A 20,714-nucleotide genomic window follows, 5' to 3' on the forward strand; every position below is an offset into this window, starting at 1 on the left:
GTACCCCGGTAGCCCAGCCGCCGACATCGCGCCTCTCGACGGTCCATGGATCACGAAGGGCCGGATCGCCGCGCCATTCCCGCGTCGGATCCGATCCAATCAGCCCGCGCCCTGGGCGACGAGGTCCCGGGGCGAGAGGCCGAAGCGCTGGCGGAACGCGCGGCTGAATGCAGCGGGATCGGTGAAGCCGCAACTCGCCATGATCGACGCGATTCGGGCGCCGGTCTTGCGCATCATCACGAGCCGGTCATGGGCACGGTCGAGCCGCGCGTCGCGGATCGTCGCCGCGACCCCCTCGCCGCCGGAAAAAGCGGCGTAGAGGCGGCTGCGGGAAACCCGCAGGGAGGCGGCCAGGGAGTTCGGACCGAATTCGGGATCGTGCAGACGGCGCTGGATATGGGCGAGCGCCAGGGAGCGCACCGCCTCCGCGGAGAGTTCTCCATCCTCACGCGCCTCCTGCCCGTTGCTGACGCCGCGCAGCAGGTGAAGCGCCCCCTCGACGGCGATGCCGGTCTCCGCGACCGACATGTGCTGGATGGACCGGGCGAACGTCTGCAGATAGGCGGAAAACATCCCGCTCAGCGGCGACACGGCCAGCTTGCGGCCGCCGAAATCGTACATGTTGCCGACCTGCTCGAGGAAAGTGGCGCGGGGCACCGTGAGGCGCAACTCCTCGAAGTTGTCCAGGCCGGCCCCGGCCCCCGGCCGGTCCCAGGCATGGAAGGTGATGTCGCCGGCTTGCAGCAGCGCCCCGTTGTTGCCCTGCTCGATATACCCGCTCCCGCGTAGGATCAGCATGATGCCGACCTCTTCACGCCCATCACGGCGCACGTGCTGTGCGGTGCGCTCCAGGCTGTAGGGATCGCTGACCGTGTGGGAGATTGCGCCGTGCGCAGAGGGCACGATCGTTCGAGCCGCCGAGAACGGCAGGACCGGATCGATCGGCGCCACCTCCGTGCCGACCATGACCGTATTCCGCCAATAGTCGAAGGCCTGCTTTCGTTCGACGGAATCAGTCGTCTGGACCAAAAATGGGATTTTATCCTTGCTCTTCACGGAAAAGATTTATCCCGTAATTTTAGAATTAAATGAATTCTATTTGTCGTTAAGGCAACAGCAGCGGTAGAATTTCAGATCCGACAAAGATAAGCAATAGGCAGGCCGTGAACCGCAAAGATGCCTTCTCGTGCGAAGATTTCGCTATTAGGCCGCTCCGCACACAAATCGGGGGCGCCAAGGAAATAAAACGGATCGATTAAGCAGAAATATCAAACCACTCTAATAATAATAGCTCATCATCATTTACTATACGTGCGTCAAAATCCCGCACTGATAAGTATAAATATCGCGAACTTTTCTTGGCGCGCATCCGCCGACGGGGGGCAAGGCCGAACCGACGACGGACACCGCCGCACAGGATTGCCGGGTCGGTGTGTTGGCAACGGACCAGAATCGATGCGCGCCGGGTGCCCCCGTCACGGCCCACGCGACGGTTCGGCATCGGCGAAGCGCAGCACCACGGCGCGGCCGGAGGCCGGCGGGCTCGTGAGGCTCCCGCGGAACCGGGCCGTCTCGGCGGTGCCGAGCACCGCCCGGGGCGCAGCCACCGGGAACGTCCGGATCACGCGGCCGCCGGCATCGCGGATCTCGACGCTCAGGGCCGAGACCGGCACGTCGGTCCGGGCGATCCCGACGAGATCGCCCTCGATCACCAGTTCGGCCGGCCGGCCATCCTCGGCGGGGGTGCTGAACGCCACCACGTCGTGGATCTCGATACCGCGGACATTCACCGGCAGCCCGACCCGGGCGAACAGGGCGGCGCTCTGCGGAACGACCCGGACCACGCTGGTTCGGGCGAGGCACAGGAGCGGCAGAGCCGCCAGCAGCGTCAGGCCGACGGCCAGGGAGGGCGACAGGCCCGGGATACCGCGCCAGCCCCTGCGGGTCGGGCGCACCGGAGCCCGGCGGCGGGCTGGGGGCGGCTCGGACGTGTCGGAGGCCGCCCGGACCGTGGCCGAAGCCTCCTGCCAGGCGGCGTCCGCGACCGGATCGGGCTCCGCCTCGCCCTTCTCCGCCAGCTCCGCCTCGTGGCCGGCGAGCACGTCGGCCGGGGTGAGGAACCAGGTCTCCCGGCAGGCGGCGCAGCGGACCGAGCGTCCGTCCATGCCGACCTTGCCGGCTTCGAGCCGGTACTCGCTGGCGCAGCTCGGGCAGACGATCAGCATACGCGCGCCATTCGTTCCATCGGGGACCGTTTCCGATCGGACAGGCCGCAGCCGGACTGCAAATCAGTTGCGAAACCGTGCCCGAACAGGGTTAAGCGTCGGTGAAACGGCACCGGCCTTGAAAACGCCCGCCCATCCGGCGATTTCCGAACCATGGATCGGCGAAACCCGGCACGGCTTTGAACGTACAGGCGAGCATGAAGAGCCTGCTGCCCGGCGCGGAACGGCCGGTGGTGCAGTTCGAGAATGTCGGCATGCGCTACGGCCTCGGGCCGGAGGTGCTGTCGGATGTGAGCTTCCGGATCGCACCGCGCTCGTTCCAGTTCCTCACGGGCCCGTCCGGCGCCGGCAAGACGACGCTGCTGCGCCTGATCCTGCTGTCGGTGCGCCCGACCCGCGGACTCGTCTCGATTTTCGGTGAGGAGGTCAGCGGCATCTCGGCGAAGGCGCTCACCGGCCTGCGGCGGCGCATGGGCGTGGTGTTCCAGGATTTCCGCCTGCTCGACCATCTCACCACCTACGAGAACGTGGCGCTGCCGCTGCGCGTCCAGGGTCGGTCCGAGGCGAGCTACCGGGCCGAGGTGGTCGAGCTGCTGCGCTGGGTCGGCCTCGGCGAGCGCATGCATGCCCTGCCGCCGCTCCTGTCGGGCGGGGAGAAGCAGCGCGCCGCCATCGCCCGGGCGCTGATCGCCCGGCCGGACCTGCTGCTCGCCGACGAGCCCACCGGCAACGTCGATCCCAGCCTCGGCCGCCGGCTGCTGCGGCTGTTCCTGGAACTCAACAAGCTCGGGACCTCGGTGATCATCGCGACCCACGATTTCGGCATCATGGACGCCGTCGACGCCCGCCGCATGGTGCTGGGCGAAGGCCGGCTGCGGATCGAGGAATGAGCGCACCGGCCACCACCCGGGCCCAGGCCGAGTCACCGTCCGGCCCCGCGGATCCGAGCCTGCCGACGAATTTGCGCCGCAACGCCGCCCTGGTCCCCACCGACACCGCGGCCGGACGCTCGCTCGCGGCGGTCATCGCGATCCTGACCTTCCTGGCGGGGCTGTGCGCGGGCGCCGCCGAGATCGTCGCCACCAATGCCGGGCAATGGCAGGGCGATGTCGCCCAGGAGGTAACGATCCAGGTCCGGCCCGGCCCCGGCCGGGACGTCGATGCCGACGTGGCCCGGGCCGAGACGATCGCCAAGTCCGAGCCCGGGATCGCCGAGGCGCGGGTCTTCTCCAAGGCGGAGGCCGAGCGGCTGCTGGAGCCGTGGCTGGGCAGCGGCCTCGATCTGTCGGACCTGCCGGTGCCACGCCTGATCGCCCTCAAGCTCGCCGACAACCGGAGCGCGGATCTGAAGCGCCTGCGCACCCGCCTCACCGAGGCGCTCCCCGGCGTGGCGAGCCTCGACGACCACGCGCTCTGGCTCCAGCGGCTGTCCACCGCAGCCAACGCCTTCGTGGGCATCGGCATCGGCATGGTGGTGCTGGTTCTGGTCGCCACCGGGTTGGCGGTGACCTTCGCCACGCGCGGCGCCATGGCGGGCAACCGCGAGGTGGTGGAGGTGCTCCATTTCGTCGGCGCTGACGACGACTACATCGCCCGGGCGTTCCAGCGCCGATTCTTCGGGCTCGGCCTGCGCGGCGGTGCGATCGGGGCCGGGCTGGCGATCCTCGCTTTCGCCATCGCCGGCCTGCTCGCCCGGGCGGCCCGCTCGGGACCGGCCGGCCAGGAGGTCGAGGCCCTGTTCGGCGCCGTCCAGGTCGGGCTGCGCGGCTATGCCAGCATCATCCTGATCGGCGTGATCGCGTCGCTGGTTACCGGTGTGGTCTCGCGGATCACCGTGCGGCGGTTCCTGTCCTGAACCCGTAACGATAGGGGCATTCAGGGGAAACAGGGCGTCCGGGCCAAACGTTAACGATCGGGAAAGGTTATCGCGGCGGTGTGGGTGAGGCCGATACGGCTGCCTCCGGGCCGCCGCATTCGGCGCCGATCCTCCGGAGGATGACCACGCGGATGCAACGCGCACCGGCCCCCTGCCCGACCGACGCGATCGGCTGGGCCTGGAACGAGCGGTTTCCGCCGCGCCGCCTCGCTGCGCCGGCACACCCGCTTCCCCGGGGCCGGCGCGCCCTGTGGGTCTGCAGCCTCGGCGCCGGCCTCGGCGCCCTCGCGCTGTTCGCGGGCTTCCTCGTCTTCGTCGGCGCCCTCGCCCGGCACGAGCGCAGCCCGGCCGACCGGGCCGACGGCATCGTCGCGCTCACCGGCGGCGCGCAGCGGATCGGTGACGCGATCGACCTCCTGGCCGGCGGCTACGGGCGGCGCCTGCTCATCACCGGCGTCAACGAGCGCACCAGCCGCGACGAGATCGCCCGGCTCAACCCGTCCCAGCGCGCCCTGATCGCCTGCTGCGTCGATCTCGATTACCGGGCGCGCAACACCATCGGCAATGCCATCGAGACCCGTCGCTGGATGCGGGCGCACCGCTTCAGCACCGTCGCCGTGGTGACCTCGAACTACCACATGCCGCGGACGCTGATCGAGCTGGACCATGCCCTGCAGGACAGCGACCGCGTTCTGCCGCATCCGGTCGTCACCGAGGGCCTCGATGCCGATCACTGGTGGCAGAGCCCGCCCACGGCCAAGCTCCTGGCCTCGGAATACGTGAAATTCCTGGCGAGCTGGGTGCGCACGCGCTTCGAGGACGATCCGGAGCGTTCCCGGGCGGCAATCCTGATCGGCCGCGGCAAGCCGGTGAAGATGGTCGCCGAGCCGCTGATGATGCGCGGGATCGATTGAGGTTTTTGGGCCCTGGAGGGCCGAGTTTCTGGATCCCCGGCTTTCCCTTCCAACCCCCTCATCCTGAGGTGCTTCCACGACTTGGAAGCCTCGAAGGAGCCCTCCAGGGATCGAGAGGGTACTGGAGGGCTCCTTCGAGGGCTACGCTGCGCTCCGCCGCCTCAGGATGAGGGGGTTGGATAGGAGAACGGTCGATCCGAAGCGTCGTTCAACGATCGGAACGCGGTCGAACGGTTTGTCACCGCCCGCCGCAGCGCGCCTTGATCGTCGCGGAAAACTCCCGGTCGGAGCCCTGCACCTGGGCGAGCCGCTGGGCGCGCTCCGAGCCCGAGAGACAGCGGCCGTAGACGCTCGCGACCCGGCGCATCGTGTCGACGTGGCGGCGCCAGACACGGCAATTCTGGACGTCGTCGTCGTCCGCCTGTTCCAGTTGCTCCAGGGCCTGGCGCTGCATCGACTGCGCCACCAGGACGTCGCGGCCGCAGGTGGCTTCACCCTGTGCCTGGGCGACCTGGGAAAAGCCCATGAGGATCACCAGGGTCGCAGCAAGACGGCGCAGCGGCATCAGGCGGCCTGCGGCGCCGTCGAGCGGGTCAGGAGCGCGTAGAGGGCGCTGGAATCGCGGGCGGCGCGGATGTGGTTGAGCATGCCGGGCTCGCGCAGGACCCGGGCGACCTGGGCCAGGGCCTTGAGGTGATCGGCCCCTGCCCCCTCGGGAGCGAGCAACAGGAAGGCGACGTCCACGGGCTGCCCGTCCAGGGCCTCGAAATCCACCGGCCGGTCGAACCGCGCGAACAGGCCGAACAGCCGGTCGAGACCGGGCAGCTTGCCGTGCGGGATCGCGACGCCCTCGCCGATCCCGGTCGAGCCGAGGCGCTCGCGCTGGAGCAGCGTGTCGAAGACGGGCCGCTCCTCGAGCGCCGGCAACCGACGCACCGCCTGTGCCGCGAGCTCCTGAAGCACCTGCTTCTTGGCGCGCGCACGCAGGGACGACACGACCGATTCGGGGTCGAGGAATTCCAGAATTGGCATCGATCGACCGTTGCCCCGTCACCCGTCCGCGTCGGAACGGGCCTCGTCGCAGAGGCGTCTCGCACCACGCCCCCGACTATCAATGGGCCGAAGAACGGGCCGGTTCCGGCTCCGTTCCCACGGTCCACACGCGTCAGTCGACGGCGCCCGGCGGGTCCACCCAGCCGATCGCACCGTCGCTACGCCGGTATACGACGTTGACGCGCCCGGTGCCAGCGTGGACGAACACAACCACTGGGGATCCCGTCATGTCGAGGGCGGTGACCGCCTCGCCGATGGTGCGGCGTTGCAGGGTCTTGGTGCTCTCGGCGACGATCGGCGGGTGGGCGTCACCGTCCTCCGGCTCGTCGTCGTCCGCCTCCTCGGGTGCGGCGAACACCGCGTAGGCGGCCTCGATCGCCGCGGATTCGCTCGGGCCGCTGGCATGCTGCTTCAACCGATGCTTGTAGCGACGCAGGCGCGTCTCGAGCTTGTCGGCGGTCTGCTCGAAGCTCGACCGGGCATCGTGGGACACGCCCACAGCCTCGATGGTCAGACCCGACGCCAGATGGAGCACGCAACCCGTCCGGTACGCGGTTCCGTCGCGCCTGAGCGTGACGTGGCCGGTGCAGGAATCGTTCATGTGCGAGTCGAGGTATTTGTCGAGCGTCGCGGACATCCGCTCGTCGATACGGCCGCGCAGACTCTCTCCGAGATCCACGCCGTGGCCTGTGACCCGCAACGATCCCATGCTGCCTCCCCCGTGCGATTCAGTCCCCGGAATTAGAGAGCCGGCTTGCGCTAAGTCAACGGAGGCGCGCCCGTTCCGTCCGAACCGGCGCTTAACCCTGGGTTCAGCCGGCCTCCCGGTATACAGGCACCGTTCCGCCACTTGAGACGCAGGCCTGCATGACCACCGCCGACGGATTCGCCGCCGCTCCCACCCGCCGCGCCGTATTGGCCGGGGCCGTGGGCACCGCCGCGAGTTTTCTGCCGGCGATTCCGGGAGCGACCGCGGCGGATCAGGGCGCCAACCCTGCGACCACCCTGCCCGGTGCCGGCGCGCCGTTCGAGGCCAACACCCTGATCGACGTCGCCCGCGCCCGGGCCGCAGCCCCCTACGTCGCGCCCAGGACCGACGACGTGCCGGCGGTGCTGAAGGGCCTGTCCCGGGATGCCTACGAGGCGATCCACCCGGTGCCCGGCCGCGCCATCTGGACCGACCGCGATTTCGGCTACGCGTTCGAGCCGCTGCTGCGCGGCTCGATCTTCGACACGCCGGTCTCGCTGTTCGTGGTGGAGAACGGGCTGGTCCAGCCCATCCCCTACGACAAGGACAGCCTGATCGCCGCCAACATCGCCCTGCCGGACCTGACCGCCGACACCGCCTTCTCGGGTTTCCGCCTGCGCGCCCGGTTCGGCGACGGCGGCGACCTGTCGAACTTCGCGCTGTTCCAGGGCGCCTCGTTCTTCCGCCTGGTGGCCGAGGGCCAGGATTTCGGCATCAACGCCCGGGCGCTCGCCCTGCGACCGGCCGATTCCCGCGGCGAGGAATTCCCGCTGTTCCGGGCCCTGTTCATCGAGGCACCCGCGCCCGGGCAGCCGATCACCGTCCACGCGCTGGTCGAGTCGGAATCCGCCGCCGCCGCGTTCCGGCTGACGCTGACGCCGGGCAAGGAGGCCTCCGTGGCCGGGATCGACGGGACCGTGTTCGCCCGGGCCGAGCTCGACCATATCGGGCTCGGCGGCATGCAGGGCAGCTACCTGTTCGGTCCCCTCGACCGGCAGAAGGTCGACGATCTGCGCGCCGCCGCCTTCTCGGTGGAGGGGCTGGCGATCCGCAACGGCTACGGCGAGCCGATCTGGCGCCCGGTGCACAATCCCGAGGCCTTGCAGGTCTCGGCCTTCCTCGACCGGGGGCCGAAGGGGTTCGGCCTGATGCAGCGCGCCCGCGCCTACGCCGATTTCGAGGACGACCGGCGGCACTGGGAGCAGCGCCCGTCCCTGTGGATCGAGCCGCAGGACGATTGGAGCGAGGGCGCGGTGACGCTCTTGGAGATCCCCAGCGATTCCGAGCTGAACGAGAACGTCTTCGCCTATTGGCGCCCGAAGGCGAAGCTCGCCAAGGGCGGCGAGATGCGCTTCCTCTGCCGCCAGCACTGGTCCAAGGGCTGGCCCGATCCGCTGCCGCCGGAGCTCGCCCGGGTGAAGGACAGCCGCGCCGGCCGCGGCAGCTCCGGCAACCGCCGCCTGTTCGCGGTCGATTTCGAGGGCGACGGGCTGACCCGGCCGGACGAGATCGAGATCGCGCTCACTGCCTCGACCGGGACGATCACCCGGCAAGACCGCTTCCACTATCCAGAGCGCCGGACCCTGCGGGTGTTGTTCGAGCTCGATCCCGGCAGCGAGCGGGCGAGCGAATTGCGTCTGGGGCTCCGGCGCGGCCAGGAAAGAGCCAGCGAGACCTGGCTGTACCGCTGGACGCCGTGATTTCCTTTCGCCCATCACTCCGAGGATCACACCCGACCGTGCACCTGGACGAGACCATCACCCTGCCGCCGCCCGCATCCCGACCGGATGCCGGCCCCGCGCGGTCCGAGAATACCGCTGCGATGCCGCCGGAAGCGCCCCTGGCGATGCCGGTGCAGGATCTCGCGCGCTGGGATCGCACAGCGGCCCACCGGCCGGTGCGCAAGCCGAAAAGTCCGTGGGCGGCCCGGCTGTTCGTGTTCGGCGGCGCCCTGGCGCTCACCGGCTACGGCGGCTGGCAGATGGTCGAGACTGTGTCCGTCTCCGGCAGCCCGACCGCCCTCCAGCTCGTCCTGGTGGTGCTGTTCTGCCTGACCTTCTCGTGGATCGCGCTGGCCTTCACCAGCGGCCTGCTCGGCTTCGCGATGCTGCTGCGCCGGCCGCGCCCGAACCCGGTCCCGGCCGCGCTCCACACCCGGACCGCCGTGCTGATGCCGGTCTACAACGAGGCCACCGCCCGGACCTTCGCCGGCGTCGAGGCCATGCGCGAAGCCGTGGAGGCCACCGGGCTCGGCGACCATTTCGACTGGTTCGTGCTCTCGGATTCGACGCAAGCCGATGCCTGGATCGCCGAGGAGCGCGCCTTCCTCGAACTGCGCCGCCGCCTCGGCCCCGGCGCCCGGCTGTATTACCGCCACCGGCCCAAGAACCATCACCGCAAGGCCGGCAATATCGGCGACTTCGTCACCCGCTGGGGCGGCCATTACGACCACATGCTGGTGCTCGACGCCGACAGCCTGATGAGCGGCGCGGCGATCGTCGCGCTCGCCGCCGCCATGGAGGCCGACCCGGATGCCGGCATCATCCAGACCCTGCCGCTGATCATCAACCGCAACACCCTGTTCGCCCGCCTCCAGCAATTCGCCGCCCGAATCTACGGGCCGGTGATCGCCGCCGGGCTGTCGGCCTGGTCGGGCCGCGACGGCAATTACTGGGGCCACAACGCCATCATCCGCACCCGCGCCTTCGCGCAAGCCTGCGGCCTGCCCGACCTGCCCGGAAAGCCGCCCTTCGGCGGCCACATCCTGTCCCATGATTTCGTCGAGGCGGCGCTGATCCGCCGGGCCGGCTGGGCGGTCTACATGCTGCACCGCCTGCCGGGCTCCTACGAGGAGAGCCCACCCTCGCTGATCGACGTGGCGGTGCGCGACCGGCGCTGGGCGCAGGGCAACCTCCAGCATGCAAGGGTGATCGGCGCCGCCGGCCTGCACCCGGCGACCCGCCAGCACTTCGCCACCGGCATCGCCGGCTACCTCGCCTCCCCGCTCTGGCTGTGCCAGCTCGTGGTGGGTATCCTGCTCGTCCTGCAGACCGCCACCGAGCGACCGGACTATTTCGGCGGCGCCGGGTTCTCGCCGGTCTTCCCGAGGTTCGATCCGGTCCGCGCGCTCCAGCTGTTCGGCCTGACCATGGCGGTGCTGCTGGCGCCGAAATTCCTCGGCCTGATCCTGGCCCTCCTCGACGGGCCGGTGCGCCGGGCCTGCGGCGGCGCCGGCCGGCTGGTCCTGTCGAGCCTGGTCGAGATCCTGCTCTCGGCCCTGGTCGCCCCGGTGGCGATGGTGATCCAGTCCGGCTCGGTGATGGGCATCCTGCTCGGCCGCGACACCGGCTGGAACCCGCAGCGCCGGGACGACGGTTCGATCCCGATGCGCGACATCGTCGCCCGGCACCGCTGGCACATGGTCTTCGGCCTCGTCGCCGGAATCGCAGCCTTCGCGCTCGCGACCTCGCTGTTCCTGTGGATGAGCCCGACGATCGTGGGCCTCGTGCTGGCGATCCCGATCTCCTGGGCGAGCGGCCAGCTCGGCCTCGGCCTCGCCCTCAAGCGCCGCCTTCTGCTCGCCACCCCCGAGGAGGCGTCGCCGCCGGAGATCGCCACCCGGGCCGGCGCCCTGGCTGCCCGCAACGCCGCCCAGGGCCTCGACGAGGCCGATGCCCTGGCGGCCCTCCACGCCGACCCCGCCCTGGCCGAGGCTCACGCGACCATGTTGCCCGCCGGCCTGTCCCGCCCCCGCGGCGCCATCGACCCGGACCAGACGCTGGCCACCGCCAAGATCTGCGAAGCCGAGACTGTCGCCGAGGCCCGGGCCTGGCTCTCGCCCAAGGAGCGCATGGCGCTGCTGCACGACCGCGCCCTCCTCGACCGGCTGGTGCGGCTGGATTAGGGCGGCGCCGCCGAGGGGGTGAGGGGATCGGGTGGGAGGGGCGCCGATCGGGATTCGGCAAGATTTCCTGGTGTTCCGATCGGCGACCGCGCCAGCGCAGCCCTCCATCCACGTTGAACACCACTCACCACGGTTGCGCTGAACCCTGCGCGAAGCCACAACCGCCCGGTGCAGCGCAACCGTGCCAATCTGGCCGATGTCGGCTCTTTCCTGGCGATCGCGAAGCATCGCAGCTTCCGGCGCGCCGGTCTCGAACTGGGCGTCAGCGCTTCGGCGCTGAGCCATGCCCTGAAGGGGTTGGAGACGCGGCTCGGGGTCCGCCTGCTCAACCGGACGAACCGGAGCGTCACGCTCACCGCCGCCGGCGAGGAGCTGTTCGCCGCGGTGGATGCCCCGTTCGCCTCCATCGGCTCGGCGGTCGAGGCACTGAACCGCCATCGCGGTGCGCCGGCGGGCCGGATCCGGCTCAACGTCCTGGAACATGCGAGCGTCCTCCTGCTCGCCCCGGTTCTGCCGATCTTCCTCGCCCGCTATCCGGACGTCGAGATCGACATTCGCGTGTCGAACCACCTGATCGACGTGGTCGAGGCCGGGGCCGATGCCGGGATCCGCTACGGTGACACGGTGCCGGAGGACATGATCGCTCAGCGCCTGTCCGCCGACATCCGCTGGCGCGTCGTGGGCGCGCCCGCCTATCTGGAGGCGGTCGGCGTGCCCAAGGTGCCGGGCGACCTGCGCAGCCACCGCTGCCTGCGGATCCGCCTCGGCAACGACCAGATCTATCATTGGGAATTCGAGAAAGCCGACGCGACCGTGGCGATCGATGTGCCGGGCGCCCTGACCCTCGACAGCACCGAGCTTGTGGTCGCCCTCGCCCGTGCCGGGGCGGGGCTCGCCTACCTGCCGGAGCCCAGCGTGGCGCCGCTGATCAGCAACGGCGCCCTGCGGACCGTCCTGGACGATTGGTCCCCCGCGGGCGCAGGATTCCACATCTACTATCCGGGCCGGCGCCAGCTCCCGACCGGCCTGCGCCTGCTGATCGCCCTCATCCGCGAGTTGCGTCCCCTCGGCCTGTAGCGGGCAGCCACCGGCCCGCGCACGATGAGCACTGCTCATCGCTGCAATGAGGCGCTGGGTCCTCACGGGCCCCTGCCGCCGCCGCTACATCGGTCCCGACGCGACGATCCGCTCAGAACCGATGAGGTCAGGCCATGTCCAACGCCAACCGCTTTCCCGGCAAAACCGCCTTCATTACCGGGGCCGCCAGCGGCATCGGACGGGCGACGGCCATCGCCTTCGCCCGGGAGGGCGCCCGCGTCGCCATCCTCGACCGGACCGAAGCCGCCCTCCAGCAGACCGCGGACGCGATCCGGGAAGCGGGCGCCGACGTTCTGGTTCTCGCCGGCGACGTCGCGCTGCCGGAGCAGGTCGAGGCCGCGGTGGCGCGCACCGTCGAGACCTTCAGCCGGATCGACATCGCGTTCAACAATGCCGGGGTCGAGAATATCGCTGCCCCCGTGGCGGACATCACCCTCGAGGACTGGGACCGCATCCTCGACATCAACCTGCGCGGGACGTTCCTGTGCATGAAGCACGAGATCACCCAGATGCTGCGCCAGGGCGGCGGCGTGGTGGTCAACACCGCGTCGGGGGCGGGCATCCGGGGCGTCACCGGCGGCGCGAGCTACGCGGCGTCGAAACACGCCATCATCGGACTCACCAAATCGGCCGCGCTCGATTACGCTAAGGCCAACATCCGGGTGAACGCGATCCTGCCCGGCAATATCGAGACGCCGATGATGGACCGTTTCACCGGCGGCGACATCCAGAAGGCGATCGACCTGGAGCCGGTCGGCCGGCTCGGCAAACCCGAGGAAATTGCCGAGGCCGTGCTGTTGATGAGTTCCGACCTCGGCGCCTTCGTCACCGGCGCGTCGATCTCGGTCGATGGCGGTTGGTCGCTCTGAACAGGTCCTGACGGTGATCGAAGGAGACATCCCATGGAGATCAAGCGCAGCGGATCGCAGCCCTCGGGGGCCGGCCCGTCCGACTGGTTCAGCGGCACCGTCCGGATCGACCCGCTCTTCTCCGCGCCGGATCCCGCCCGGGTCGCGGGGGCGCATGTGACCTTCGAGCCGGGGGCACGCACCAACTGGCACACGCACCCGCTCGGCCAGACGCTGATCGTCACCTTCGGCCGCGGCTGGGTGCAGCGGGAGGGCGGCCCGATCCAAGACATCGCAGCCGGCGACGTGGTCTGGTTCGAGCCTGGCGAGAGGCACTGGCACGGCGCCACCGCGGCGACGGCGATGAGCCATATCGCGATCCAGGAGCGCCTGGACGGCACAGCGGTGACGTGGCTGGAACCGGTGAGCGACGACCAGTATCGCGTCGGGTGAGCCGGCGGCTGGCCCTCGTGATCGCCGCAGGACCCGGATGGAGGACAGCGCGGATCGAGAGGTCACCGGCCCGAGGCGGACCGGCCGGCGGCCGTCGTCAGGAGTGATTAACCAACGGCTCCTAGGGTCGGCCGATCCAAACGGAGCTCTCCATGACCCTGTTGCTCGCGTTCCTGCTGCTGCCCCTCGCCATCGCCATCGTGCTGGCCCGCGGCGAACCGGTGCGCACCATCAGCTGCCTCGGCGCCATGGGGGTCGGCTGCTTCATCGCCTGCTGGAGTGTGATGGGTCTGCTGCGTCACCGGACCTGAGCCGGGAGCCTCACAAAAATCCGCCGGCGCGCGGCACCCCCGCGAGACTGCGCCCGGCCCTGGCGACGAGTTGCGCGAACGCCATCGCCGCCGCCGTCGCCTGCGCCTGGGACGGAAAATCGCGCCGGGACTCGACCACCGTCTCCTCGGTCTCGTTCACGAGGACCCAGGACCAGTGCGACCGGTTGCTGGCGCGAATCTCGAAGCGCACGGGCTGCTCGCCGATTCACAACGTGCCGCCAAAAACTCAGCACGCGCGGGTGACGAGGTGATGACGGCCACCGATGCCGGCGGGGGATCTGGAGGCTGAGATGCTCTCATTGCGCTCAGCCGCTTGAGTGTCTGAATCTGTACGCACGCGTGAATGTCGCACCGGATCCCTTGACCGGGGTAGCCGGAATGGGTTCGATCCACCCGCGCTCAACGCGGGCGTCTTGCATCGCTTTGCAGCCTCCGCGCCCCGCTATCCGATCGTCACCCCGATTCCTGCGCGCGTAGGTGCTCGGTTCGATCGGAGTCCACTCCCGTCACCTGTTGCCCTCGTCAGCGGATGTCTGTGCGGCATCGCTTGCTGGGGCGACGAAGCGGATCGAATCAATGGCGGACGGCAGCGGATCCTCGGTCGACCGGTCGCGCCGAACACTCCAGAACCTCGCCAAAACGCTGGGCTGCGCGCCTGAAACATTCTTCGGCGAAACGGCCCCCAAATACCTCGCGGACGCCGAAGAATTGCTCCAGCTCATGCTGTCGATCACGGATTCTTCGCAGCGACGTCGCGTTCTGGATTTCGCCCAAACCGTCAAAGCCGCCTCCGATGCGCGGATTGGCGACGCCTGACCGGCTTCTCCCGGGCGCCTTGCATCCGACGGCGCGGGGGCTATGGCAGGGCCCCGCCCTTCGCCTGCCGGAGCCCGCATGACATCCGTGAACGCGCTGATCGCCGAAGAACTCGGGGTCGGGGAGGCGCAGGTCGCCGCCGCCGTGGCGTTGCTCGATGGCGGCGCCACCGTCCCGTTCATCGCCCGCTACCGCAAGGAGAACACCGGCGGTCTCGACGACGCGCAGTTGCGCAAGCTCGACGAGCGGCTCGGCTACCTGCGCGACCTCAACGAGCGCCGCGCCACCATCGTGGAGAGCATCCGCGCCCAGGGAAAACTGACGCCGGCGCTCGCCGCCGCCCTCGCCGCCGCCGACACCAAGGCGCGGCTGGAGGATCTCTACCTGCCCTACCGGCCCAAGCGCCGCTCGAAGGCCCAGACCGCCCGGGAGGCCGGCCTCGAACCCCTGGCCCAGGCGCTGCTGGCGAAGCCCGAGATCGCGCCCGAGCGGACGGCGGCGGCGTTCGTTTCCGCTGAGAAAGGCATCGCCGACACAGAGGCCGCCCTGGAGGGCGCCAAGGCGATCCTGATCGAGCATGTCGCCGAGGATGCCGACTTGGTCGGCCGCCTGCGCGCGGATTTCTGGCGGAGCGGTCAGCTCGCATCGAAAATGCGCAAGGGCAAAGCCGCCGAGGGCGCGAAGTTTTCAGATTACTTCGCGTGGAGCGAGCGGCTGGAGCGGATGCCGTCGCATCGGATCCTGGCGATCTTTCGCGGGGAACGCGAAGGCGTGCTCGATGTCGATCTCACCGCCGAAGGCGAGGATTCGGAGCCCGGGAAGCCCGGCCCGTTCGAGACCGCGATCTGCAGCCGGCATCGTATCGCGGCCCGGGGTCGGCCGGGGGATGCCTGGCTGATGGAGGTCGTGCGCACCGCCTGGCGGACCAAGATCCGGACCGGGATCAAGCAGGACCTGCGCACCCGCCTGTTCGAGCGCGCCGAGGACGAGGCCGTGAAGGTTTTTGCCGGCAACCTCAAGGATCTGCTGCTCGCCGCCCCCGCTGGCGGGCGGGCGACGCTGGGGCTCGATCCCGGCTACCGGAACGGCGTGAAGGTCGCGGTGGCGGATGCGACCGGCCGGATCGTGGCGGTCGAGACCACCTACCCGCACGAGCCGCAGCGGCGCTGGAAGGAGGCGGTGGCGAGCCTCGGTCGGCTGTGCCGCCAGCACCGCGTCGAGCTGATCGCCATCGGCAACGGCACCGCGTCTCGGGAGACCGAGCGGCTGGCCGCCGAAATCGTGGCAGCTAATCCCGACCTGACGCTGGCGAAGGTCACGGTCTCGGAGGCCGGCGCCTCGGTCTACTCGGCCTCGGAGATCGCCTCGCGGGAACTGCCCGATCTCGACGTGTCCCATCGCGGCGCCGCCTCGATCGCCCGCCGGCTCCAGGATCCGCTCGCCGAACTGGTGAAGATCGATCCGAAATCGATCGGGGTCGGGCAGTACCAGCACGATGTCAGCGAGACGAAGCTGTCGCGCCAGCTCTCGGCGGTGGTCGAGGATGCGGTGAACGCGGTGGGCGTCGACGTGAACACCGCCTCCCCTGCCCTGCTGGCTCAGGTCTCGGGTCTCGGCACGTCGATGGCCGACCGGATCGTGGCGCACCGCGACGCCAACGGTCCGTTCCGGACGCGGACGGCCCTCAAGAAGGTGCAGGGTCTCGGGCCGAAAACCTTCGAGCTGGCCGCCGGCTTCCTGCGCATCCAGGGTGGCGGCGATCCGCTCGACGCCTCCGGGGTCCATCCCGAATCCTATCCCGTGGTGCGCCGGATCCTGCAGGCGACCAAGAGCGACATCCGCGTGCTGCTCGGCAACACCGCGACCCTGAGCCAGCTCTCGCCCGAAGCCTTCGCCGACGACCGCTTCGGCCCCCCGACCGTGCGCGACATCATCAGTGAGCTGGAAAAGCCCGGCCGCGATCCGCGCCCGGCCTTCAAGACGGCGAGTTTTCAGGAGGGTGTGGAGACCATCGGCGATCTCCGGCCCGGCATGCAGCTCGAAGGCGTGGTCACCAACGTCGCTGCGTTCGGCGCCTTCGTGGATATCGGCGTCCACCAGGACGGCTTGGTCCACATCTCCGCGATGGCGCGCCGGCGCATCGCCTCGCCCGCCGAGGTGGTCCGGACCGGCGAGGTCATCCGGGTCCTGGTGCTGAGCGTCGATGTCCCGCGCAAGCGCATCGCCCTGTCGATGCGGCTCGACGATCCGATCGAGCCGGGATCACAGGCGCGGCGCACCAGCGAACCGTCGCCCGACCCGCGCCGGATGCAATCCAACCCGACGCCGGCAACCGGCGGCGGGGCCCTGGCGGACGCGCTCCGGCGGGCGGGGGCCTCCCCATCCAAAAGAAACTGAACCGGACGCGCAAACGGAAACGGCCGGGGCGTGGCCCCGGCCGTTCCGACTTCGATGCGGCTGATGCTCAGCGCAGCAGCTGCAGGATGCCCTGCTGGGCCTGGTTCGCCAGCGACAGGGCCGAGATGCCCAGCGACTGACGGGTCGACAGGGCCTGCGAGTTCGCAGCCTCCTGGTTCAGGTCCGCCGCCGTCAGGTTCGACGCGCCCGTGTCGAGCACGTTGATCAGGTTCTTGCTGAAGTCCTGGCGGTTCTGCACCACCGACAGGTTCGAACCGAAGGTCGAAGCGTCGGTGCGCAGCTGGCTGGAGGCGGTCGTCAACTTGCCCAGGGTGGTGTTGATGTCGCCGTTGAGCAGGAAGCTGCCCTGCCCGACCGTCGAGGTCTTGGCCGAGGTCGTGGTGATCGAGGTCAGGCCCAGGCCGCTCGAGGTCTCGTCGGTCGCGCTGACCGTGAGGTTCGAGTTGCCCTTCGGGTTGAAGTTGATCGTCAGGTTGTTGTTGTCGCCCTTGCCGTTGATCAGGTTCGTGCCGTTGAAGCTCGAATCGCCGGCGAGCTGATCGATCTGGGTCAGCAGGCTGTTGTACTGCGAGGCGAGCGTCGCCCGGGCCGAGACGCCCGACACGCTCAGGTCCGAGCTCTGGCCGGCCGCAGCGGTCGTGCCGTAGGTCGGGCCGGAGGAGGCGGTGCCACCCGAGAAGCCCAGCGCGGTCTGGTCGGCCGAGCTCTTGAATTCCACGTCCGAAGACGCGTTCATCACGATCTTGGTGCCGTCGGTGCTCTTGGAGAAGCTGCCGGCGCCGACCGCGGTGTTGAGCTTGGTCAGGGCCTGGTCGAGGGTGTCGGTCGAGGCCAGCGCGACGGTGGTCGCCGAGCCGTTGACGTAGAGGTTGAGCGTGGTGTTGGCGGCCGGCGCCGAGTAGGCGGTCGAGGCGGTGCCGGTGGTGGTGATCTGGGTGGACAGCGCCTGGTTGGCGACCGACTTGGCCTGATCGACCAGCTTCTGGATCGAGGTGATGCCCTGGTTGGCGGCCTGGATCGACTGGATCCCGTTGGAGATACCGTCGAGCAGGTTGCCGAGATCGCCCGAGCGCTGGCTGAGGGACTGCGAGGTGAAGAAGCTCACCGGGTTGTCGAGGGCCGAGGAGACCTTCAGGCCGGTGGAGAGCCGGTTCTGAGTGGTCGCGGTCAGCGACGCCGTGTCCTGCAGGGAGAGCAGGTTCTGGCGGGTGGCGGCGGTGAGGGTGACGCTGGAAGACATCGGGTCGATCCTTTTGATCGCGAAGCCGTCTTATTGGCGGCTCCCGCGGTGTATCGCCCGGCGACTTGCTGAGACCTTAATTCGATCTTCCAAAAAATGTATCTGCGCGACATCGTTAATGAGTCTTTTCCGGAGACGAACAGCAATCGTTCGATCTCTTGCTCTCACTCTATATCAAGATGGCGATCGTTTTATTTCTGGCGGCAACGCGATCAAGTCCGGATTGCTTAGTAAGACGACTTAGCGGTCGACTGATATTCGGCCGTCAAATGTTAAGTCGATTCATTTGATAGCGCCTGCGGCCGGCCCGAGCTTCGCCATCCGGGCCCAGACCCTGCTGCCCAAAGGCCGATCACGGGCGGCCCTCAATCGCGGGACGAACAGGATCGTTGCGGGCAGCCGACTGCCGCGTCACGGGTTCTGACGCCCTCGGGATCCGCTGAACAGCGTGCGCAGGATCCAGCGACCAGCACCGGGCTCGGAGCGGGCGGCGCCGGACGGTGAGAGCCGTTCAGCGCGTCAGACTAAGGATTTCTCGCCCCTGCGCCTGGCGCGATCGGGCGCATCTCCAGCGACGTCGCAACCCCTTCGCGCGAGCGCGGACGCTCCGCCGATCCCAGACCGAATTCGCTACCTTGTGCTACCGTCGGGGCCGCGTCTCAGGCCTGCCCCTCGGACAGCCAGGCCCGCCACATCCCCCGGAACGCCGCATCGACATCGGCGGCCAGGGCGGTGTGGTCCATCAGCGGGCTGGCATGCAGGCGCTCGCGCAGCCCCTCCCGAACCGTCCGCAAGCGCGCACGGTCGCAGGCCAGATCCCGGGCGATCGCCACGTAATCCGCCTGGCTGTCGGCGATCAGCTCCGGCAGGCCCATCGCGGTGAGCACCGAGACGCCGGTGCGCGCCGCCGCGTGGCCGCCGCGCAGGGTCACGAACGGCACGCCCATCGACAGGGTGTCGTAGCTCGTCGTGCCGCCGTTATACGGGTACGGATCCAGGGCGATATCCACCCGGTGGTAGAGCTCGTGGTAGCCGCTGTTGACCCGCGGCTGGAAGATCACCCGATCGAGGGGCAGGCCCGCCGCGGTGAGACGCGTCTCGACGGCTTCACGGACCTCCGGCGTGCCGATGTCGCCCACCACCATGAACAGCCGCGCATCCGGGACCGCCGACAGGATCGCGGCCCAGGTCGTCAGCGCGTCGTCGCAGACCTTGGTCAGGCGATTGAAGCAGCCGAAGGTGATGTGGCCGGCATCCTCGAACGGCGCGCGCGCGCGCACCGGCGGCAGATCGTCGACACCGGCATAGGTGGCGGTCACCCGCGGCAGGCGCCAGAGCCGCTCGGCATGCAGGGGCTCGGCGAGGCCGGGCGGATCAGTGATCGGGTCCGTGAGGCGATAATCCATCGCCGTCAGGCCGGTGGTTCCGGGATGCCCGATCCAGGTCACCTGCACGGGCGCGGGCTTGCGGGCGAACACCAGCAGGCGATTGCCGGCACTGTGCCCGGACAGGTCGACCAGGATGTCGATGGCGTCGGCCTCGATCCGGTCGGCCGCCTCGTCGTCGTCGAGGCCGGCGAGGTTGAGCCAGCCGTCGAACAGCGGCTTGAGCCGCTCCGAGACCGCGTCCTCGCTCGCATGCGTCATGTAGGCCAGCGCCGTGATGCCGTCCCGGTCGATGGCGCGCAGATACGGCTCGAAGAAGCGGACGAGGGCGTGGTTGCAGAAATCGCCCGAGACGAAGCCGACGCGCAGGCGGCGATCCGGGTCGCGATCGTTGGCGAAGGGGCGGCGGCGAAGCAGCGGGTCCGCGTAGCGGCGGCCATAGGCCAGCGCGTCGGCGGCGTATTCCGCGTGCGGGATGTCTGCGGCGTAGAGCTTGGCGAACAGGCGGTTGGAGGCGACGAACAGCTTGGACGGATCGAGGCTCAGGGCGCGGTCGAAGGCCTCCACGGCCTCGCCCAGACGGCCGAGGGCCAGCAGGGCGCTGCCGCGGTTGCTGTGGGCGCCGGCATTGCCGGGCTCCAGGACGATCGCGCGCTCGGCGTGCCGCAGGGCCTCGCCGTACCGGAACCGGCGCTGGTAGACGCCTGCGAGGTTGGCATGCGCCATCGCCAAGTCGGGATCGAGTTCGAGGGCCTTCTCCAGGGCGGAGATGGCGCCGTCGTGGTCGCCGCGGTTGGTGAGGACCGAGCTGAGGCCGCTGAAGAACAGCGGGTTCTTGGGCTCGCGGTAGAGCGCGATGCTGATCAGGTCATAGGCGAGTTCGGGCCGGTTGGTGCGGGCCGCGATGGCGCCGGCGAGGTAGGTCGCATGGGCGTGGGTGTCGTCGAGGAGCAGCACGAGATCGAGCAGCGCCTCCGCCGGGCGGTGCTCGCCCCGGTCGTAGCGGAGCTGAGCGGCCGCGAAGGTGCTCGCAATGAAGGTCGCGTTCAGCGCTTGCGCCTCGGGGCCGAAGCTCTGCGCCTTGTAGCGCTCCAGGATCGCCCGCGCGTCGGGCTGCCGGTCGACGGCGAGCAGGGCGGTGGCGAGCGCCAGCCAATAGCCCGGACGCTCGGGCGCACCCCGCAGCGCCGTGACGAAATGGGTGACGGCCTTCTCCGGGGCGGTTCGCGCCGCGATCTGGCCGAGCTCGTAATGCGCTTCGGGATGGTCAGGCTCGGCACCGAGCACGCGGCGCAGGCTGGATTCGGCCCGGTCGAATCGCCCGGAGGCGCGGTGGTCTCGAGCCTTGGCCAGGCTGCGCATGGAGGCAGCGTCCCGGGGCGCACCGGTTGCCCGCCCGCCATA

General features: G+C 69.5%; 19 protein-coding genes. 11 read left to right on the plus strand and 8 right to left on the minus strand.

Annotated features, from left to right (window positions below; genetic code table 11):
- Positions 1–99: 99 nt before the first annotated feature.
- Together MKL20_RS24530 and MKL20_RS24535 are read right to left on the minus strand one after the other, a co-directional pair.
- Entirely contained in the window at positions 100–966 is an 867-nt protein-coding gene (locus MKL20_RS24530) for a helix-turn-helix domain-containing protein (protein WP_244038859.1), read from the minus strand.
- 509 nt (positions 967–1,475) lie between these two features.
- A complete protein-coding gene (locus MKL20_RS24535) occupies positions 1,476–2,225 on the minus strand; it encodes a zinc-ribbon domain-containing protein (protein WP_244038860.1) in 750 nt (249 codons plus the stop codon).
- Positions 2,226–2,422: 197 nt separating this feature from the next.
- Between MKL20_RS24535 and ftsE the strand changes: the two genes are divergently transcribed.
- The 3 genes from ftsE to MKL20_RS24550 all read left to right on the plus strand — a co-directional run bounded on the left by ftsE (position 2,423) and on the right by MKL20_RS24550 (position 5,015).
- Positions 2,423–3,115 (plus strand): cell division ATP-binding protein FtsE, encoded by a 693-nt coding sequence (gene ftsE / locus MKL20_RS24540; protein WP_243961492.1) that lies wholly within the window; start codon positions 2,423–2,425, stop codon positions 3,113–3,115.
- Positions 3,112–4,080 carry a cell division protein FtsX gene (locus MKL20_RS24545; RefSeq protein ID WP_243961490.1) on the plus strand — a complete coding sequence of 323 codons (969 nt, stop codon included), beginning with the start codon at positions 3,112–3,114 and terminating at the stop codon, positions 4,078–4,080. The genes ftsE and MKL20_RS24545 overlap by 4 nt, the downstream gene beginning before the upstream one ends.
- Positions 4,081–4,232: 152 nt before the next feature.
- Positions 4,233–5,015, plus strand: coding sequence for a YdcF family protein (locus MKL20_RS24550; protein ID WP_243961486.1), 783 nt, complete (start codon positions 4,233–4,235; stop codon positions 5,013–5,015).
- Between the two features lie 238 nt (positions 5,016–5,253).
- Here MKL20_RS24550 and MKL20_RS24555 read toward each other — a convergent pair whose 3' ends face one another.
- The 3 genes from MKL20_RS24555 to MKL20_RS24565 all read right to left on the minus strand — a co-directional run bounded on the left by MKL20_RS24555 (position 5,254) and on the right by MKL20_RS24565 (position 6,777).
- On the minus strand, positions 5,254–5,580 hold the full coding sequence (locus MKL20_RS24555; RefSeq protein WP_244038861.1) for a hypothetical protein: 327 nt from the start codon (positions 5,578–5,580) through the stop codon (positions 5,254–5,256).
- Positions 5,580–6,047, minus strand: coding sequence for a PTS IIA-like nitrogen regulatory protein PtsN (gene ptsN / locus MKL20_RS24560; RefSeq protein ID WP_243961481.1), 468 nt, complete (start codon positions 6,045–6,047; stop codon positions 5,580–5,582). Before ptsN ends, MKL20_RS24555 begins: the two co-directional genes overlap by 1 nt.
- 133 nt (positions 6,048–6,180) lie before the next feature.
- A complete protein-coding gene (locus MKL20_RS24565) occupies positions 6,181–6,777 on the minus strand; it encodes an HPF/RaiA family ribosome-associated protein (RefSeq protein WP_244038862.1) in 597 nt (198 codons plus the stop codon).
- A 158-nt stretch (positions 6,778–6,935) separates the two neighbouring features.
- On the opposite strand from MKL20_RS24565, the gene MKL20_RS24570 reads away from it, so the two are divergent.
- The 6 genes from MKL20_RS24570 (at position 6,936) to MKL20_RS24595 (ending at position 13,430) form a co-directional block, all read left to right on the plus strand.
- Entirely contained in the window at positions 6,936–8,516 is a 1,581-nt protein-coding gene (locus tag MKL20_RS24570; RefSeq protein ID WP_244038863.1) for a glucan biosynthesis protein D, read from the plus strand.
- A 38-nt stretch (positions 8,517–8,554) separates the two neighbouring features.
- The gene (mdoH, locus tag MKL20_RS24575; protein WP_409568194.1) at positions 8,555–10,720 is read left to right on the plus strand and encodes a glucans biosynthesis glucosyltransferase MdoH; all 2,166 of its coding nucleotides are present in this window, start codon (positions 8,555–8,557) and stop codon (positions 10,718–10,720) included.
- 168 nt (positions 10,721–10,888) lie between these two features.
- Entirely contained in the window at positions 10,889–11,797 is a 909-nt protein-coding gene (locus MKL20_RS24580) for a LysR substrate-binding domain-containing protein (RefSeq protein WP_244038864.1), read from the plus strand.
- Positions 11,798–11,931: 134 nt separating this feature from the next.
- Positions 11,932–12,687 carry an SDR family NAD(P)-dependent oxidoreductase gene (locus MKL20_RS24585; protein WP_244038865.1) on the plus strand — a complete coding sequence of 252 codons (756 nt, stop codon included), beginning with the start codon at positions 11,932–11,934 and terminating at the stop codon, positions 12,685–12,687.
- 33 nt (positions 12,688–12,720) lie between these two features.
- Complete coding sequence (locus tag MKL20_RS24590) at positions 12,721–13,119, plus strand: cupin domain-containing protein (RefSeq protein ID WP_244038866.1); 399 nt, start codon at positions 12,721–12,723, stop codon at positions 13,117–13,119.
- Positions 13,120–13,271: 152 nt separating this feature from the next.
- Positions 13,272–13,430, plus strand: a complete 159-nt coding sequence (locus tag MKL20_RS24595; protein ID WP_243961462.1) for a hypothetical protein — start codon at positions 13,272–13,274, stop codon at positions 13,428–13,430.
- A 10-nt stretch (positions 13,431–13,440) separates the two neighbouring features.
- Here MKL20_RS24595 and MKL20_RS24600 read toward each other — a convergent pair whose 3' ends face one another.
- Entirely contained in the window at positions 13,441–13,641 is a 201-nt protein-coding gene (locus MKL20_RS24600; protein ID WP_244038867.1) for a hypothetical protein, read from the minus strand.
- A 386-nt stretch (positions 13,642–14,027) separates the two neighbouring features.
- Between MKL20_RS24600 and MKL20_RS24605 the strand changes: the two genes are divergently transcribed.
- Both MKL20_RS24605 and MKL20_RS24610 read left to right on the plus strand, forming a co-directional pair.
- Entirely contained in the window at positions 14,028–14,267 is a 240-nt protein-coding gene (locus MKL20_RS24605) for a hypothetical protein (protein WP_244038868.1), read from the plus strand.
- Between the two features lie 78 nt (positions 14,268–14,345).
- Positions 14,346–16,664, plus strand: a complete 2,319-nt coding sequence (locus MKL20_RS24610; RefSeq protein WP_244038869.1) for a Tex family protein — start codon at positions 14,346–14,348, stop codon at positions 16,662–16,664.
- Between the two features lie 67 nt (positions 16,665–16,731).
- Here the strand turns inward: MKL20_RS24610 and MKL20_RS24615 are convergent, their stop codons facing one another.
- Together MKL20_RS24615 and MKL20_RS24620 are read right to left on the minus strand one after the other, a co-directional pair.
- Entirely contained in the window at positions 16,732–17,925 is a 1,194-nt protein-coding gene (locus MKL20_RS24615; protein WP_244038870.1) for a flagellin, read from the minus strand.
- 659 nt (positions 17,926–18,584) lie between these two features.
- Positions 18,585–20,672 carry a tetratricopeptide repeat protein gene (locus MKL20_RS24620; protein ID WP_244038871.1) on the minus strand — a complete coding sequence of 696 codons (2,088 nt, stop codon included), beginning with the start codon at positions 20,670–20,672 and terminating at the stop codon, positions 18,585–18,587.
- Positions 20,673–20,714: the final 42 nt, after the last annotated feature.

The organism is Methylobacterium sp. E-066 (assembly GCF_022829635.1).
Classification (GTDB): Bacteria; Pseudomonadota; Alphaproteobacteria; order Rhizobiales; family Beijerinckiaceae; genus Methylobacterium.